General features: G+C 62.6%; 14 protein-coding genes. 13 read left to right on the forward strand and 1 reads right to left on the reverse strand.

Annotated features, from left to right (window positions below; genetic code table 11):
- Positions 1–91 precede the first annotated feature (91 nt).
- Positions 92–298 (reverse strand): YdcH family protein, encoded by a 207-nt coding sequence (locus IPM89_01335; protein QQS54538.1) that lies wholly within the window; start codon positions 296–298, stop codon positions 92–94.
- Between the two features lie 207 nt (positions 299–505).
- Here IPM89_01335 and ttcA point away from each other — a divergent pair, with 207 nt between their 5' ends.
- From ttcA to glmS, 13 genes are all read left to right on the forward strand, one after another.
- Positions 506–1,453, forward strand: coding sequence for a tRNA 2-thiocytidine(32) synthetase TtcA (gene ttcA / locus IPM89_01340; GenBank protein ID QQS54539.1), 948 nt, complete (start codon positions 506–508; stop codon positions 1,451–1,453).
- 113 nt (positions 1,454–1,566) lie between these two features.
- Positions 1,567–2,700 carry a branched-chain amino acid ABC transporter substrate-binding protein gene (locus IPM89_01345; GenBank protein ID QQS54540.1) on the forward strand — a complete coding sequence of 378 codons (1,134 nt, stop codon included), beginning with the start codon at positions 1,567–1,569 and terminating at the stop codon, positions 2,698–2,700.
- Positions 2,701–2,807: 107 nt separating this feature from the next.
- Positions 2,808–3,713, forward strand: a complete 906-nt coding sequence (locus IPM89_01350) for a branched-chain amino acid ABC transporter permease (protein QQS54541.1) — start codon at positions 2,808–2,810, stop codon at positions 3,711–3,713.
- 46 nt (positions 3,714–3,759) lie between these two features.
- Positions 3,760–4,713, forward strand: coding sequence for a branched-chain amino acid ABC transporter permease (locus tag IPM89_01355; protein QQS54542.1), 954 nt, complete (start codon positions 3,760–3,762; stop codon positions 4,711–4,713).
- Positions 4,713–5,525 (forward strand): ABC transporter ATP-binding protein, encoded by an 813-nt coding sequence (locus tag IPM89_01360; protein QQS55733.1) that lies wholly within the window; start codon positions 4,713–4,715, stop codon positions 5,523–5,525. The genes IPM89_01355 and IPM89_01360 overlap by 1 nt, the downstream gene beginning before the upstream one ends.
- A gap of 27 nt (positions 5,526–5,552) precedes the next feature.
- Positions 5,553–6,113, forward strand: a complete 561-nt coding sequence (locus IPM89_01365) for a Uma2 family endonuclease (GenBank protein QQS54543.1) — start codon at positions 5,553–5,555, stop codon at positions 6,111–6,113.
- A gap of 27 nt (positions 6,114–6,140) precedes the next feature.
- Positions 6,141–6,863, forward strand: a complete 723-nt coding sequence (locus IPM89_01370) for an ABC transporter ATP-binding protein (protein ID QQS54544.1) — start codon at positions 6,141–6,143, stop codon at positions 6,861–6,863.
- A gap of 163 nt (positions 6,864–7,026) precedes the next feature.
- Positions 7,027–7,815, forward strand: a complete 789-nt coding sequence (locus IPM89_01375) for a DMT family transporter (GenBank protein QQS55734.1) — start codon at positions 7,027–7,029, stop codon at positions 7,813–7,815.
- Between the two features lie 66 nt (positions 7,816–7,881).
- The gene (gene purB, locus IPM89_01380) at positions 7,882–9,252 is read left to right on the forward strand and encodes an adenylosuccinate lyase (GenBank protein ID QQS54545.1); all 1,371 of its coding nucleotides are present in this window, start codon (positions 7,882–7,884) and stop codon (positions 9,250–9,252) included.
- 7 nt (positions 9,253–9,259) lie between these two features.
- Entirely contained in the window at positions 9,260–10,438 is a 1,179-nt protein-coding gene (locus IPM89_01385) for a cupin domain-containing protein (protein ID QQS54546.1), read from the forward strand.
- A gap of 148 nt (positions 10,439–10,586) precedes the next feature.
- Positions 10,587–11,498 (forward strand): UTP--glucose-1-phosphate uridylyltransferase GalU, encoded by a 912-nt coding sequence (gene galU / locus IPM89_01390; GenBank protein QQS54547.1) that lies wholly within the window; start codon positions 10,587–10,589, stop codon positions 11,496–11,498.
- 35 nt (positions 11,499–11,533) lie between these two features.
- The gene (locus IPM89_01395) at positions 11,534–12,802 is read left to right on the forward strand and encodes an acetate/propionate family kinase (protein QQS54548.1); all 1,269 of its coding nucleotides are present in this window, start codon (positions 11,534–11,536) and stop codon (positions 12,800–12,802) included.
- Positions 12,803–12,884: 82 nt separating this feature from the next.
- On the forward strand, positions 12,885–14,720 hold the full coding sequence (glmS, locus tag IPM89_01400) for a glutamine--fructose-6-phosphate transaminase (isomerizing) (protein QQS54549.1): 1,836 nt from the start codon (positions 12,885–12,887) through the stop codon (positions 14,718–14,720).
- Positions 14,721–14,749: the final 29 nt, after the last annotated feature.

Consider the following 14,749-nt stretch of genomic DNA (forward strand, 5'->3'; position numbering starts at 1 on the left):
GAACGACCCGCGACGTGTAAATCGGCACGAGCGGCGGGAACCAGGACCGCCACGCCATCAGGCCGAGGCGGTCGCATTTGATGGGACAGTCTCAGGCGTTGAGGTCGGGAATGAGCCTGCTTTCCAGATGTGTGATCATATCCTTGAGCATAAGCTTGCGCTTCTTTAAGCGCTTCAGTTCAAGCTCGTCGACCAGCGGGTCCTTGGCTAGGCGGGTGATCACATCGTCCAGATCGCGATGCTCTGTCCGCAGTTCGACGAGCCGGTGTTTGTAGTGTTCGATGTCACTGCTCTCCATTGTGGAATTCTCCGAAGCAGGGCGGGTTTTCTGTCAGGCACGACAAACCGGGAACCGGACAGGTTCCCGACGCGCGGCGCTGATCGTGGTTACAAGCGGGGAGTCTAGTCCTACGCCGAACGACCGGCAAGATGTCCGACTTGGCGCAACCGTGTTGATTTCAGGTAAAGTCAGCTCGCTAAACACGGTTTCCGAGGTGACGGAGTGATGACGGTTGCGGTCAAGAAACAGCAGGTCAATTTCAATAAACTTCAGAAGCGGTTGCGGCGGAACGTCGGTCAGGCGATTCAGGATTTCAACATGATCGAGGACGGCGACCGAGTGATGGTCTGCCTGTCCGGCGGCAAGGACTCCTTTGTCATGCTCGACATTCTGCGCAAGCTACAGGCGCGGGCGCCGGTGCGCTTCGAACTGGTCGCGGTCAATCTCGATCAGAAACAGCCCGGCTTTCCCGAGCAGGTGCTGCCGGAATATCTCCAAGGCATCGGTGTGCCGTTCCATATCATCGAGCAGGATACCTACAGCGTGGTCAAGCGGGTGGTCCCAGAGGGAAAAACCACCTGCGGGCTATGTTCACGATTGCGGCGCGGAGCCCTATATACATTTGCTAAAGAGCACGGCATGACCCGGATCGCGCTGGGCCATCACCGCGACGATATTTTGGAAACCCTGTTCTTGAACCTGTTCCATGGTGGCAAGCTCAAGGCCATGCCGCCCAAGCTGCTGAGTGATGATGGCTGGCATGTGGTGATCCGGCCGCTGGCCTATTGCCGGGAGCACGATTTGGCCACCTATGCCGAGGTCCGGCAATTTCCACTTATTCCCTGCAACCTGTGCGGTTCACAGCCCAAGCTGCAACGTCAGGCGATCAAGGCCATGCTGCGGCAGTGGGAAAAGCAGTTTCCGGGGCGGATCGAGAACCTCTTTGCCGCGCTGCGGAACGTGGCGCCTTCGCATCTGGCCGATACCGGGTTGTTCGATTTCGCCGGGTTGGGCGCGCGCGGCGGCGGCCGGACGCCGGAGTGGTTGCCCGGCGGAGGTGATGGCGTTGCGGAATGGGATGTGGAGGAAAATGAGGAGTTGTCGGTCAAGATGAATACGAAACCGCACCTCAAGGAAGTATGCCTGCCCTTGCCGACCACGCGGCGGGTTTGACGCTATTTGAAATTCGCTGCTATGTTTCATCCATCGGTTTGTAATACGCCGGCTTTGCTGGATCGCATTTTTCCCTCCGCGCCAGCCGGCCTCACACGAGGAGATCACACAATATGAAGCAGCAATTGTTGGCGTTGGTTGCGGCGCTTGGTCTGGTCGTGGGCGGCGCAACCGCGCAGGCAGCCGATACCGTCAAAATCGGCCTGATGGCGCCGTTGACCGGGTCCTGGGCTAGCGAAGGCCAGGGCATGAAGAAGATCGTCGAACTGCTGGCCGAGCAGCAAAACGCCAAAGGCGGCGTGCTGGGGAAAAAGATTGTTGTGGTGACCGAGGACGATGGTGGCGACCCGCGCACCGCTTCGCTGGCCGCGCAACGTCTAACCACTCAGGGCGTGGTGGCGGTGGTCGGTACCTACGGTTCTTCGGTGACCGAAGCCAGCCAGGCGATTTACGATGAAGTCAAGTTGCCTCAGATCGCCAACGGCTCCACCGCCATTCGTTTGACCGAAAAAGGCTTCAAGCATTTCTTCCGCACCGCGCCGCGCGACGACGAGCAGGGCCGCATGGCGGCGCGGACCATCGGCAAGCTGGGCTTCAAGAAGGTTGCCATCCTGCACGACAATACCTCCTACGCCAAGGGCCTGGCGGACGAAGCCAATGCCCTGCTGAAGAGCAGCAAAGGTACGGAGGTGGTGTTTTTCGATGCGCTGACTCCCGGCGAACGTGATTACACCGCTATTCTGACCAAGCTGAAGGGTACCAATCCCGATGTGGTGCTGTTTACCGGCTACTATCCCGAAGCTGGTCTGCTTATGCGGCAAAAGAAGGACATGAACTGGAAGGTGCCATTTCTGGGCGGCGACGCCACCAACAATGTTGATCTGGTCAAGATCGCCGGCAAGGAGGCCGCCGAGGGTTTCTACTTCCTCAGCCCGCCGCAGCCGCGGGATCTGGATACGCCGGACGCGGCGGCATTTCTGGCCGATTACCAGAAAAAATATAATGAGTTGCCGCCCTCGATCTGGGCGATGCTGGCAGGGGACGGTTTCCGGGTGATGGTGGCCGGCATCGCGGGGGCCAAGTCCACCGATGGCGACAAGATCGCCGAATACCTGCACCAGGATCTCAAGGATTATCCGGGCTTGAGCGGACCGATCTCCTTCGATGCCAAGGGCGATCGCGAGGGCGAGGTGTACCGGGTCTACCAGGTGGATGCCGAAGGCAATTTCGTGTTGCAGAAGCTGTAAGTCTCTGGCGCGGTTCCTCCCGGCTTGGGGGGAACCGCCACGACCGCGCAAGTACCGGCAGCTCACTCGACGCTTCTTTCCCCTCCAACCTGGATCCCAGTGATCTCGTGGAAGAATTTTTCCAGCAACTCACTAATGGCCTCGCCGTGGGCGGCATCTATGCCCTGATCGCCTTGGGCTACACCATGGTTTACGGTGTACTCAAGCTGATCAACTTTGCCCACGGCGACCTGTTTACCTACGGGGCCTATCTGGGTTTGACCCTGCTGACCTCGCTGGCGCTAACCGACCGCTTGGGTTTCGCCCTGGGCGTGCTGGTGCTGGTGCTGATGGTGATGGGGCTGGTGGCGGTGCTGGGCGCGATTCTGGAGCGGGCCGCGTATCGTCCCTTGCGGGAATCACCCCGCTTGTCGGCGGTGGTGTCGGCGCTGGGCGCGTCGATCTTCCTGCAAAATGCGTTGATGCTGATTTACGGCGCGCGCTTCCAGGTTTATCCCGATAACATCCTGCCCACCGCCACGCTGAATGTGTTCGGCCTGTACCTGCCGCTGATGCGGGTGCTGATCGTGTTGGCCTCGGTGCTGATGATGGCCGCTCTGTACCTGTTCATCCAGAAGACCCGGATCGGGGCCGCCATCCGCGCGGCGGCGATCGATCAGGGCGCGGCGCGACTGATGGGCATCGACGTGAACCGGGTGATCCTGCTGGTGTTTCTGATGGGGCCGGCGCTGGGCGGGACTGCTGGGCTGATGGTGGGGCTGTACTACGGCCAGATCAATTTCACCATGGGCTGGGTCTACGGTATGAAAGCCTTCACCGCCGCGATCCTGGGCGGCATCGGCAACATCCCCGGCGCGATGGTGGGCGGGTTGTTGCTGGGCGTGATTGAGGCGCTGGGCGCGGCCTATATTTCCATCGCCTGGAAGGATGCCATCGCTTTCCTGGTGCTGATTCTGATCCTGATTGTCCGGCCCACCGGTTTGCTAGGCGAGCGGGTAGCGGACAAGATATGAAGAGGATAAGAGATAGGGGTACAGATCATGATGGCGGATGGAGCTCATGAAGCACGGTAAGCCGTTCGCCATCGTACTGGTCGCCGCGCTATTGGCCGCCGCGCCGCTGTTTCTCAACGCCTATCAGGTGGACGTACTCAACAGCATCGGTCTATACGGGTTGCTGGCGCTGGGTCTCAACCTGATTTTGGGCGAGGCCGGCCTGTTCAATATGGGTCATGCCGCCTTTTACGCGGTGGGCGCCTACACTGCCGCCATTCTGAACACCCGCTATCAGATTCCGATCCTGTGGACCTTGCCGCTCAGCGGTTTGGCCGCCGGCCTGTTTGCGCTGGTGGTGGCGCGGCCGGTGGTGCATCTGCGCGGCGATTACCTGCTGATCGTCACCATCGGTGTCGGCGAAATCGTGCGTATCGCCCTGGTGAACGACCTCTTCGGCATGACCGGTGGCGCCAATGGTATTTTTGGCATCAGCCGTCCCCATCTGTTCGGCGTCGTCATTCGCCGGCCGCAGGAGTTTTTCTACCTGATTTGGGGCTGCGTGGCGCTGACCATTTTTCTGTTTTTGCGGCTGAAACAGTCACGGTTCGGACGAGCGCTCAACTACTTGCGTGAGGACGAGGTGGCGGCGGAAGGTAGTGGCATCAATACCGCGTACTACAAGCTGGCCGCATTTGGCCTGGGCGCGGCCTGGGCGGGCATGGCTGGCACCCTGTTCGCGGCCAAAATGACCATCATCTCTCCGGAATCCTTCAATTTCTGGGAATCGGTGGTGCTGTTTATGATCGTGATTCTCGGCGGGGCGGGCAATATCGCCGGAGTCCTGCTGGCGGCGTTCCTGGTCATCGGCTTGCCGGAACTGTTCCGCGAGTTCGCCAGCGCCCGGATGCTGGTGTTCGGCCTGGTGATGGTCGTGATGATGGTGTTCCGGCCGCAGGGTTTGTTGCCGGCGGGCGGAGGACGATTTTCGCCGGTAACCCTGACCAGGGGGCGCGGATGATGGAGGCGCCATCCGTTGTATCCGGTCGGCTGGCCGCCACTGCGACACCGTTGCTGACGCTCCAGGGACTGACCAAAACCTTTGGCGGTCTGACCGCGGTCAACGCAGTGTCCTTCGTCGTCGAGGAAGGTTCGGTGGTCGGTCTGATCGGCCCCAACGGTGCCGGCAAGACCACGGTATTCAACCTGATCACCGGCAACTATCGACCCGACCGGGGGCGAATCGAATTCGCCGGTACGTCGCTGGCCGGTTTGCGCACCCACTGCATCATCGCTCTCGGCATCGCCCGTACCTTCCAGAACATCCGACTGTTCCAGCGCCTGACGGTGCTGGAAAACGTGCTGGCCGGCTGCCATTATCGGATGCAGGGCGGAATTCTCGCCGCCATGTTGCGGTTGCCGTCCCAGCGACGCGAGGAAAACGACGCCATGGGCCGGGCCTTGAAGGAGTTGGAATTTGTCGGTTTGCGCCAACAAGCGCTGGCGTTGGCCAAGAATCTGGCCTATGGCGACCAGCGGCGACTGGAAATCGCCCGGGCGCTGGCGACCCAGCCGCGATTGCTGGTGCTGGACGAACCGGCCGGCGGCATGAACGAACAGGAAACCGAGGCGTTGATTGGTTTGATCGCCCGCATTCGAGAACGCGGGATCACCATTTTGCTGATTGAACACGACATGCGCCTAGTGATGCGCGCCTGCGAAACACTGGTGGTGCTGGAAAACGGCGGCAAAATCGCCGAGGGCGCGCCGGAACAGGTGCGCCTCGATCCCAAGGTGATCGAGGCTTATCTGGGCACCGAGGACGAGGCGTAACGCGAACCCGTGGAGAAATTCTGACCCATGACCGCAACCGCCGCTAAATTCGCGACTTACGAAGACCTGTTCGACCTGCCCGAAAATCTGGTGGGCGAGATCATTCGCGGTCAATTGATCGCGCAACCGCGCCCCGCGCCGAAACATATCGTGGCGAGTTCAGTCCTCGGCGAGGAATTGGTCGGTCCATTCCAAAAAGGACGGGGAGGCGGTCCAGGCGGCTGGTGGATTCTGGACGAACCGGAACTGCATCTTGGTCCGCATATCCTGGTGCCCGATCTGGCCGGTTGGCGGCGGGAACGTTTGCCCGCCATGCCGGATACGGCCTTTTTTACGCTACCGCCCGATTGGGTGTGCGAAGTGCTTTCACCCGGCACGGCCCGAATCGACCGGGCGGATAAAATGCCCATTTATGCCGAATATGGGGTGTCGTTTCTATGGCTGATCGATCCGGCGTTGCATACCTTGGAAGCGTTCGTGCTGCGCGACGGGCATTGGTCGCTGGAGCACGTTTATCAGGAAAACGACGAGGTGCGCGCCGTCCCCTTTGATGCAGTGGCTTTTTCGCTGGCGGGCTTATGGTCATGAAACGCATCCGTGCCGGATACTCGCGCCATGCTGCTTGAAGTCGAAAACCTGCACGTTCACTACGGCAACGTCGAGGCGTTGCACGGCCTCAACCTGCACGTCCGCCAAGGCGAAATCGTCGCCATTCTCGGCGCGAACGGTGCTGGGAAAACCACCACCCTGCACGCCATCAGCGGCCTGCTGCGTCCCTCGCGGGGCGAAATCCGCTTCGAATCCAGACCGATCCACAAATTGCCCGCGCATCGATTGGTGGGCATGGGGATCGCCCATGCGCCGGAAGGTCGCCGCATCTTCGGTACGTTGACCGTTCAGGAGAACCTGAATCTGGGCGCCTTTACCCAAGCCGACCGGACCCGGACGGCCAAGACCCTGCAATGGATTCACGAACTGTTTCCGGTGCTGGCCCAGCGCCGCGAGCAACTGGCCGGCACCCTGAGTGGCGGTGAGCAGCAGATGCTGGCCATCGGCCGGGCATTGATGGCCAACCCCCGGATTTTATTGCTGGACGAGCCGAGTCTCGGGCTGGCGCCGCTGCTGGTTAAGGTCATTTTCCAGACCCTGTGGGAGATCAACGAGGCCGGAGTCACCATCGTGCTGGTCGAGCAGAACGCCCGCGCCGCGTTGAAGCTGGCGCATCGTGGCTATGTGATGGAAGTCGGCCGAATCGTGCTGGAAGATCGCGCCGAGGCGCTGTTGGCCAATCCCGAGGTTCGCAACGCCTACCTGGGTGGTCAGACGGCCGGAGAGTGACGGTTTGAACGAATCGCCGCCGGTGCCGGCATCGCCGGTTGTCGCCATCGAGCCACCACCGATTGCCGCGCCGCCGCTGATCCCTGAACCGGAACTGGCCGAGGTGGTGCTGCCGGCGACGGCCGCGCCCGAACCCGCCGCCGTCCACCACCGCGCCGTGCTGATGCTGCTGGCGGCGGCGATCCTGTGGAGTTCGGGCGGGCTGCTGATCAAGTGGATCGAGTGGAACCCGGTGGCCATCGCCGGGATGCGCAGCTTGATCGGCGCGGCGCTGATCGGCGTGGTGTTCCGCCGCGAACTGCGGTTTGCCCCGTCGTTCGAGCTGATCGGTGGGGCAGTGGCCTACGCGGGTACCGTGGTGCTGTTCGTGATCGCCAACAAGATGACCACGGCGGCGAACACCGTTTTGCTGCAATACACCGCGCCGGTTTACGTCATCCTGTTCAGCCCGTGGTTTCTGGGCGAACGGGCCAGCCGCCGCGACTGGCTGATCCTGCTGGTGATGATGGGCGGCATGGTGCTGTTCTTTTTGGATAAGCTGACCCTGACCGGCTACTGGGGCAACATCATCGCCCTGGTCGATGGCTTCTGCTTCGGCTGGATGACCTTGTTCATGCGCCGGCAAAAAGATGGTTCCGCGCTGTCCTCCTTGTTACTCGGCAACCTGCTGGCGGGGGCGATCGGTCTGCCGTTCATGTTTCAGTCCATGCCCGATCTGTCGGCTTGGATCGGTTTGTCGCTGCTGGGCGTGCTGCAACTGGGCTTGCCCTACATTCTGTTCGCGCTGGCGTTGCGCCATGTCCGAGCGGTCGAGGGCATTCTGATTCCGATGATCGAGCCGGTGCTCAATCCGGTCTGGGTGTTCCTGCTGTTGGGGGAGACGCCAGGGGTCTGGGCATTGGTGGGGGGAACGATCATTCTCGGCGCGGTCATGTTTCGGGCGTGGCGTTGACGGGTGCGTGGCGGATGCCGCCCGCTTAATATGGTCACCCCAATCGCTTTGTGAAGGACTTCACCCATGGAACTCTCCGCTCTGACCGCGATTTCTCCCATCGACGGCCGCTATGCCGACAAGACCGCCGAGCTGCGGCCGATCTTCAGCGAATACGGCCTGATCCGCCACCGGGTGTGGGTGGAGGTACGCTGGCTGCAAGCGCTGGCCCGGCATCCCGGCATCCCGGAGGTGCCGCCGCTGAGCGAGCACGCCCTCCATATCCTCGACGGGCTGGTCGAAAACTTCACCCTGGCGGATGCCCAGCGGGTCAAGAACATCGAGCGCACCACCAACCACGACGTAAAGGCGGTCGAGTATCTGCTCAAGGAGAAAATCGCCGGCAACGCTGAACTGGAAGCGGTCGGCGAGTTCATTCACTTCGCCTGCACCTCCGAGGACATCAACAATCTGGCCTATGCGCTGATGCTGCGCGAGGCGCGGACCCAGACACTGCTGCCGGCGTTGGACGAGATCATCGACGCCATCACCCGGCTGGCGCACCAACACGCCGATCAGCCGATGCTGGCCCACACCCACGGCCAGCCGGCCTCGCCGACCACGCTGGGCAAGGAAATGGCCAACGTCGCCTATCGGCTCAAACGCCAGCGGGCGCAACTGGCGGCCGCGCCGCTGCTGGGCAAGATCAACGGCGCGGTCGGCAACTACAACGCCCATCTGGTCGCCTATCCGGAAGTGGACTGGGAAGAGTTTGCCCACCGCTTCGTCAGCGAGGATCTGGGGCTGGACTGGAATCCCTACACCATCCAGATCGAGCCGCACGACTACATGGCGGAATTTTTCCACACGGTGATGCGGGTCAACACCGTGCTGCTGGATTTCTGCCGCGATCTTTGGAGCTACATCGCCATCGGCTATTTCCGCCAGCGGACCGTGGCCGGCGAGATCGGCTCCTCGACCATGCCGCACAAGGTCAACCCCATCGACTTCGAGAACGCCGAGGGCAACCTGGGGGTGGCCAATGCCCTGCTGGATCATCTGGCCGCCAAACTGCCGGTGTCGCGCTGGCAGCGGGATCTGAGCGATTCGACCGTGCTACGGACCTTGGGCGTCGGGCTGGCGCATTCGCTGGTGGCCTATCAGTCCTGCCTGAAGGGCATCGGCAAGCTGGAGGTGAATACGGTGGCGCTGGATGCCGATCTCGATGCCAACTGGGAAGTGCTGGCCGAACCGATCCAGACCGTGATGCGCCGCCATGGCATCGAACAGCCCTACGAGCAGCTCAAGGCACTGACCCGTGGCCAGCGGGTGGATCGGGAGACGCTGCGCGCGTTCATCGCCGATCTGGCGATTCCCGAGGCGGCCAAACAACGGCTGCTGGCGCTGACGCCGGCGAGTTATACCGGCAACGCCGCCGATCAGGCACGTAAGGTCTGAAGCCGTCATGATGCCGAAAGTGTTGGGCGAACTCACTCCGGCGCAATTTCTGGCTGAGTACTGGCAGAAGCAACCACTGATCGTGCGCGGTGCGTGGCCGGGTTTTCAGGACCCACTGACGCCGGAAGAACTGGCGGGGTTGGCCTGCGAGGAGGGCGTGGAGTCGCGGCTGGTGCTGGAGCGGGGCGGAGAAAAGCCGTGGGAGCTGCGTCACGGGCCATTCGTGGATGACGATTTTCTCAAACTGCCGGACAGCCATTGGACCCTGTTGGTGCAGGATGTCGAAAAACATGTGTCGGATTTGACGACGCTGCTGGAGCCGTTCCGTTTTATCCCCGACTGGCGCATCGACGACCTGATGATCAGCTATGCGCCGCCGGCCGGCACGGTCGGGCCGCACGTCGATGACTATGACGTATTCCTGCTGCAAGGGCAGGGGCGGCGGCGCTGGCAGATCAGCTATCGGCCGGTGGAACCGGACAATGGGCTGCCTGATACCGAATTGCGCATTCTGCGCGAGTTTGTCCCGGAACAGGAGTGGGTGCTGGAGCCGGGCGATCTGCTGTACCTGCCACCGCGCGTCGCCCATTACGGGGTGGCGCTGGAGCCGTGTCTGACCTACTCGGTCGGGTTCCGCGCGCCCAGCCATCGGGAACTGGTCGGCGGATTTCTGGAGTTTCTGCTGGACGGCCTCGATCCCGAGGCGCGCTACACCGATTCCGATCTGACCGTGCAGGATCATCCCGGCGAGATCGGTCCCGCCGCGCTGGCCAGGGTGCGGAATCTGCTGCGTCGGACCATCACCCTGGACGACGAAACCATTGCGATCTGGTTCGGCCGCTACCTGAGCGAGCCCAAGCCGGGTTTTCGCGCCGAGCCGGAGACGAAGTCCTACACCGAGGACGATTTGCGGGAACAGGTGCGCGGCGGCGGTTTGCTGGAGCGCAACCCCGGTTCGCGCTTTCACTACATCGCCGAGCCGGAAGGGGAGACGGTGCTGTTCGTGGATGGGCAGGAGTTCGCGCTGGGGCCGGCGGTGGCGTTCATGGGGCCGTTGCTGTGTCGGTATCGCACACTGACTCCGGCGCGGCTGCGCGAGGCGCTGAAGCAGCCCGATGCCCGGCAACTGCTGCTGGATCTGCTGAACGAGGGATTGCTGGTGATCTATGAGGAGGCGGCGGATTGAGCAGCCTGTTACTAAATGGTAAATCAATAACTAATCCAAAACACCCTGCTATTGCAGGGTTTTTACTTGTCCGGTCGGACTCGATGCCGGACAATGCAAACCAATCGTGACTATAACAACACGCTCATAACCCGCGAGGTGAACTAAGGTGAAACGGCAAGTGCGCAAGGCGGTATTCCCCGTGGCCGGTCTTGGAACCCGATTCCTGCCGGCGACCAAGGCCAGCCCCAAGGAAATGCTCCCCATCGTCGATAAGCCACTGATTCAGTATGGGGTGGAAGAAGCGGTGGCGGCGGGGGTGGAGACCTTGATCTTCATCATCGGCCGCACCAAGAACGCCATCGCCGATCATTTCGACAAGGCCTACGAACTGGAAGCGGAACTGGAAGCCCGCAACAAGACCGACCTGCTGCAAGTGGTGCGCGGCATCGTGCCGAACGGAGTGGAATGCGTCTATGTCCGTCAAGCCGAAGCACTGGGCCTGGGCCACGCCGTGCTGTGCGCCCGGCCGGTGGTCGGCGACGAACCCTTCGCGGTGATTCTCGCCGACGACCTGATCGAGGAAGACGCCCGCGAAGGCGGGACGATGAGCCAGATGGCCCGCCATTTCAATAAATATCAGTGCTCGATCCTGGGGGTGGAACGGGTGCCCAAGGCGGAGACCAACAAGTACGGCATTGTCCATCCCTTGCCGTTCGCCAATCGGATCAGCAATGTGGATGGCATCGTCGAGAAGCCGCAGCCCGAGGATGCCCCATCCGATCTGGCGGTGGTGGGCCGCTACATTCTGACGCCACGCATCTTCGACCTGCTGACCCACGTCCCGCGTGGGGCCGGCAACGAAATTCAGTTGACCGACGGCATCGCCGCCTTGTTGGCCGAGGAGCAGGTGCTGGCCTACGAGTTCTCTGGCCGGCGTCACGACTGCGGCAGCAAGCTCGGCTATCTGATCGCGACGGTCGAGTACGGCCTGCGCCATCCGGAATTGGGCAGCGGGTTCCGCGATTACCTGCAAGCGTTCGGTTGCCGATTCGATGGCTCGGTGCCAGCCAACGATTGAGTTCGGCTTGTCAATTTCCTGAGGAGGAAACCGCGATGCCACAGGGCCTGCTCGTTTTGAATGCCGGATCGTCCAGCATCAAGTTTTCGGTGTTTGCCCTGCCGGACGACGGCGGCGATCTGGTGCTGGTCTGTCGGGGCTTGCAGGAGAACATCGGCGAGGACGACCCGCGTTTCACGGCGTTTGGTCGCGATGGGCAGGCGTTGATCGATGTTCGGCCGACGCCACCGTCCGGCAAATACCGCAAGCAGGGGCCGGATCATCGCCGGCGGGCGAACGATACGCCCTCGTCGTCGGATGGCGAGGTTTACGACCACCAGGCGGCGTTGCGCGATCTGCTGGACTGGTTCGGCACAATGTCCGGCCTGCCCGATGTGATCGCGGTGGGCCATCGGGTGGTGCACGGCGGCAAGGAGTTCAGCGACCCGCAGCGGTTGACCCCGGAAATCATGGCGCGGCTGGAAACCTTCGTGCCGCTGGCGCCGTTGCACCAGCCCCACAATCTGGCCGGCATCCGTGCCCTGAGCGCCGTGCGACCGGATCTGCCGCAAATCGGTTGTTTCGACACTGCCTTTCATCACGGCCAACCGGAATTGGCGCGCCTGTTCGCCTTGCCGGAGGTTTATCGTCGGGAAGGGGTGCAACGCTACGGTTTTCATGGCCTGTCCTACGAATACATCGCGGGCGCCCTGGCGGAAACCCTGGGTACGTCGGCCACGGGCCGGGTGGTGGTCGCGCACCTCGGCAACGGCGCCAGCATGTGCGCCATGCGCGACGGCCAGAGCGTGGCCAGTACCATGGGCTTTACCGCCGTGGAGGGGCTGCCGATGGGCACTCGCAGCGGTTCGCTGGACCCCGGCGTGTTGCTCTACCTGATCGAACGGCATGGCATGGGCGTCCGGGATTTGAGCAACCTGCTCTACAAGCAGTCCGGGTTGCTGGGATTGTCGGGCGTCAGCAACGACATGCGCGAACTGCTGGCCAGCGCCGATCCCAACGCCAGACTGGCGGTGGATTACTTTAGCTACCGTATCGCCCGCGAACTTGGCTCGCTGGCGGCGGCGCTGGGCGGGCTGGACGCGCTGGTGTTCACCGGCGGCATCGGCGAGCACGCGGCGGCGGTGCGCGAGCAGGTCTGCGTCCGTTCGGCGTGGCTGGACATCGACCTGGATGCGGCGGCCAACGCCGGTCGCGACCCGCGGCGGATCGACCGACCCGGCAGTCGGGTGGCGGTGTGGGTGCTGCCCACCAACGAGGAACTGGTCATCGCCCGCCATACCCGGCGGCTGGTGTTGGAGCGCTAATCCCCGCGCCGCTTGTCACCCGGTAGACAAGCGGCTAGTCTGTCCATCCTGCTCATTCCATGAATTTATCGGTTGAACCTCTATGTGCGGAATCGTGGGCGCCATCGCCGAACGCAACGTGACTCCCATCCTGCTCGAAGGTCTGCGGCGGCTGGAATACCGCGGCTACGATTCGGCGGGAATCGTTACCCTGGACCCTCGCGACCAGCGCCTGCACCGGACCCGCACGGTCGGCAAGGTGCAGGCGCTGGCGGAGCGGCTGCGGCAAGAGCCGGTGCGCGGCCCGCTGGGCATCGCCCACACCCGCTGGGCCACCCACGGCGAGCCCAGTGAGCGCAACGCGCACCCGCATGTCAGCAACGACTCGGTGGCGGTGGTGCATAACGGCATCGTCGAGAACTATCGGGAACTCAAGGAGGAACTGATCGCCGCCGGCTACCGCTTTGAGTCCGATACGGATACCGAAGTCGTCGCCCATCTGATCGACCAACAGATGCGGGAAACCGGTGATCTGCTGGCGGCGGTGCAACAGACCGTGACCCGGCTGACCGGCGCCTACAGTCTGGGGGTGCTCTGTCGCGACGATCCGGAACGGCTGATCGCGGCACGGGTCGGCAGCCCGCTGGTGCTGGGCATCGGTATTGAGGAACATTTCATCGCCTCCGACGTGTTCGCGCTGGCGCCGGTGACCCAGACTTTCGTGTTTCTGGAGGAGGGCGACGTCGCCGACGTGCGGCGAGAATCCTTCACTCTCTACGACCGGGAAGGGCAGATCGTGGAGCGGCCGCTGTCCTATTCGGGGCAGATGACCGGCGCGGCCGGGAAAGGCGGTTACCGCCATTTCATGCTCAAGGAAATCTTCGAGCAGCCGGCGGTGGTCGCCGAGACCCTGGAAGGGCGCGTGCATCAGGGCCGGTTGCTGGAAGACGGTTTCGGACCGGCGGCGGCGGCCTTGTTCGATCAGGTACAGGGGGTGCATATCATCGCTTGCGGCACCAGTTATCACGCCGGGCTGGTGGCTCGCTACTGGCTGGAAAATCTGGGCGTGCCCTGCGCGGTCGAAGTGGCCAGCGAGTACCGTTACCGCCGGGGGGTGACGCCGCCGGGCACTCTGTTTGTCAGCATCTCCCAATCCGGCGAAACCGCCGATACCCTGGCGGCGCTGCGCGCGGCCCAGGAGCGCGGCTATCTATCCACCCTCGCCATCTGCAACGTTGCCGAAAGCTCGCTGGTGCGGGAGTCGGCGCTGACCCTGCTGACCCGAGCCGGGCGGGAAGTCGGCGTGGCCTCCACCAAGGCGTTCACGACGCAACTGGTGGCATTGCGTCTGCTGACCTTGATGCTGGGCCGGCGGCACGGTCTAAGCGAGCAGGCCGAGGCGGCGCTGGTCCGCGATCTGGAGCTGCTGCCGCGAGCGCTGGAGGAAGCCCTGCTGCTGGATGGCGCCATCGAACGGCTGGCCGAACACTTCGCCGAAAAGCATCATGCCCTGTTTCTGGGGCGTGGCCCGCAGTATCCGATCGCCATGGAAGGCGCGCTCAAGCTCAAGGAAATTTCCTACATCCATGCCGAGGCCTATCCGGCCGGCGAACTCAAACACGGGCCGCTGGCGCTGGTGGATGCCGACATGCCGGTGGTCTGCGTGCTACCCAAGGACGACCTGCTGGAGAAAGTGCTCTCCAACCTGCAAGAGGTGCGGGCGCGCGGCGGCGAATTGTTCCTGTTCGCCGACCGTGAGGTGGATACCCATCTTAGCGGGGTCAGCACGCATGTGCTGTCGCTGGGCGCGGTACCCGAGTCCATCGCCCCCATCGTGTTCACCGTGCCGTTGCAACTGCTGGCCTATCACGCGGCGGTGCTCAAGGGCACCGACGTGGACCAGCCGCGTAATCTGGCCAAGTCGGTCACAGTCGAGTAGGACTGCCTCAGGTTTTCACTAACAGCTAC

It is taken from the genome of Candidatus Competibacteraceae bacterium, assembly GCA_016699715.1.
Lineage (GTDB): Bacteria > Pseudomonadota > Gammaproteobacteria > Competibacterales > Competibacteraceae > Competibacter.

What these genes read in the sequence shown, in the direction of transcription:
- IPM89_01335 (QQS54538.1), bottom strand. Translation starts at nt 298, where the DNA reads ATGGAGAGCAGTGACATCGAACACTACAAACACCGGCTCGTCGAACTG.
- ttcA (QQS54539.1), top strand. Translation starts at nt 506, where the DNA reads ATGACGGTTGCGGTCAAGAAACAGCAGGTCAATTTCAATAAACTTCAG.
- IPM89_01345 (QQS54540.1), top strand. Translation starts at nt 1,567, where the DNA reads ATGAAGCAGCAATTGTTGGCGTTGGTTGCGGCGCTTGGTCTGGTCGTG.
- IPM89_01355 (QQS54542.1), top strand. Translation starts at nt 3,760, where the DNA reads ATGAAGCACGGTAAGCCGTTCGCCATCGTACTGGTCGCCGCGCTATTG.
- IPM89_01360 (QQS55733.1), top strand. Translation starts at nt 4,713, where the DNA reads ATGGAGGCGCCATCCGTTGTATCCGGTCGGCTGGCCGCCACTGCGACA.
- IPM89_01365 (QQS54543.1), top strand. Translation starts at nt 5,553, where the DNA reads ATGACCGCAACCGCCGCTAAATTCGCGACTTACGAAGACCTGTTCGAC.
- IPM89_01370 (QQS54544.1), top strand. Translation starts at nt 6,141, where the DNA reads ATGCTGCTTGAAGTCGAAAACCTGCACGTTCACTACGGCAACGTCGAG.
- IPM89_01375 (QQS55734.1), top strand. Translation starts at nt 7,027, where the DNA reads ATGCTGCTGGCGGCGGCGATCCTGTGGAGTTCGGGCGGGCTGCTGATC.
- purB (QQS54545.1), top strand. Translation starts at nt 7,882, where the DNA reads ATGGAACTCTCCGCTCTGACCGCGATTTCTCCCATCGACGGCCGCTAT.
- IPM89_01385 (QQS54546.1), top strand. Translation starts at nt 9,260, where the DNA reads ATGATGCCGAAAGTGTTGGGCGAACTCACTCCGGCGCAATTTCTGGCT.
- IPM89_01395 (QQS54548.1), top strand. Translation starts at nt 11,534, where the DNA reads ATGCCACAGGGCCTGCTCGTTTTGAATGCCGGATCGTCCAGCATCAAG.
- glmS (QQS54549.1), top strand. Translation starts at nt 12,885, where the DNA reads ATGTGCGGAATCGTGGGCGCCATCGCCGAACGCAACGTGACTCCCATC.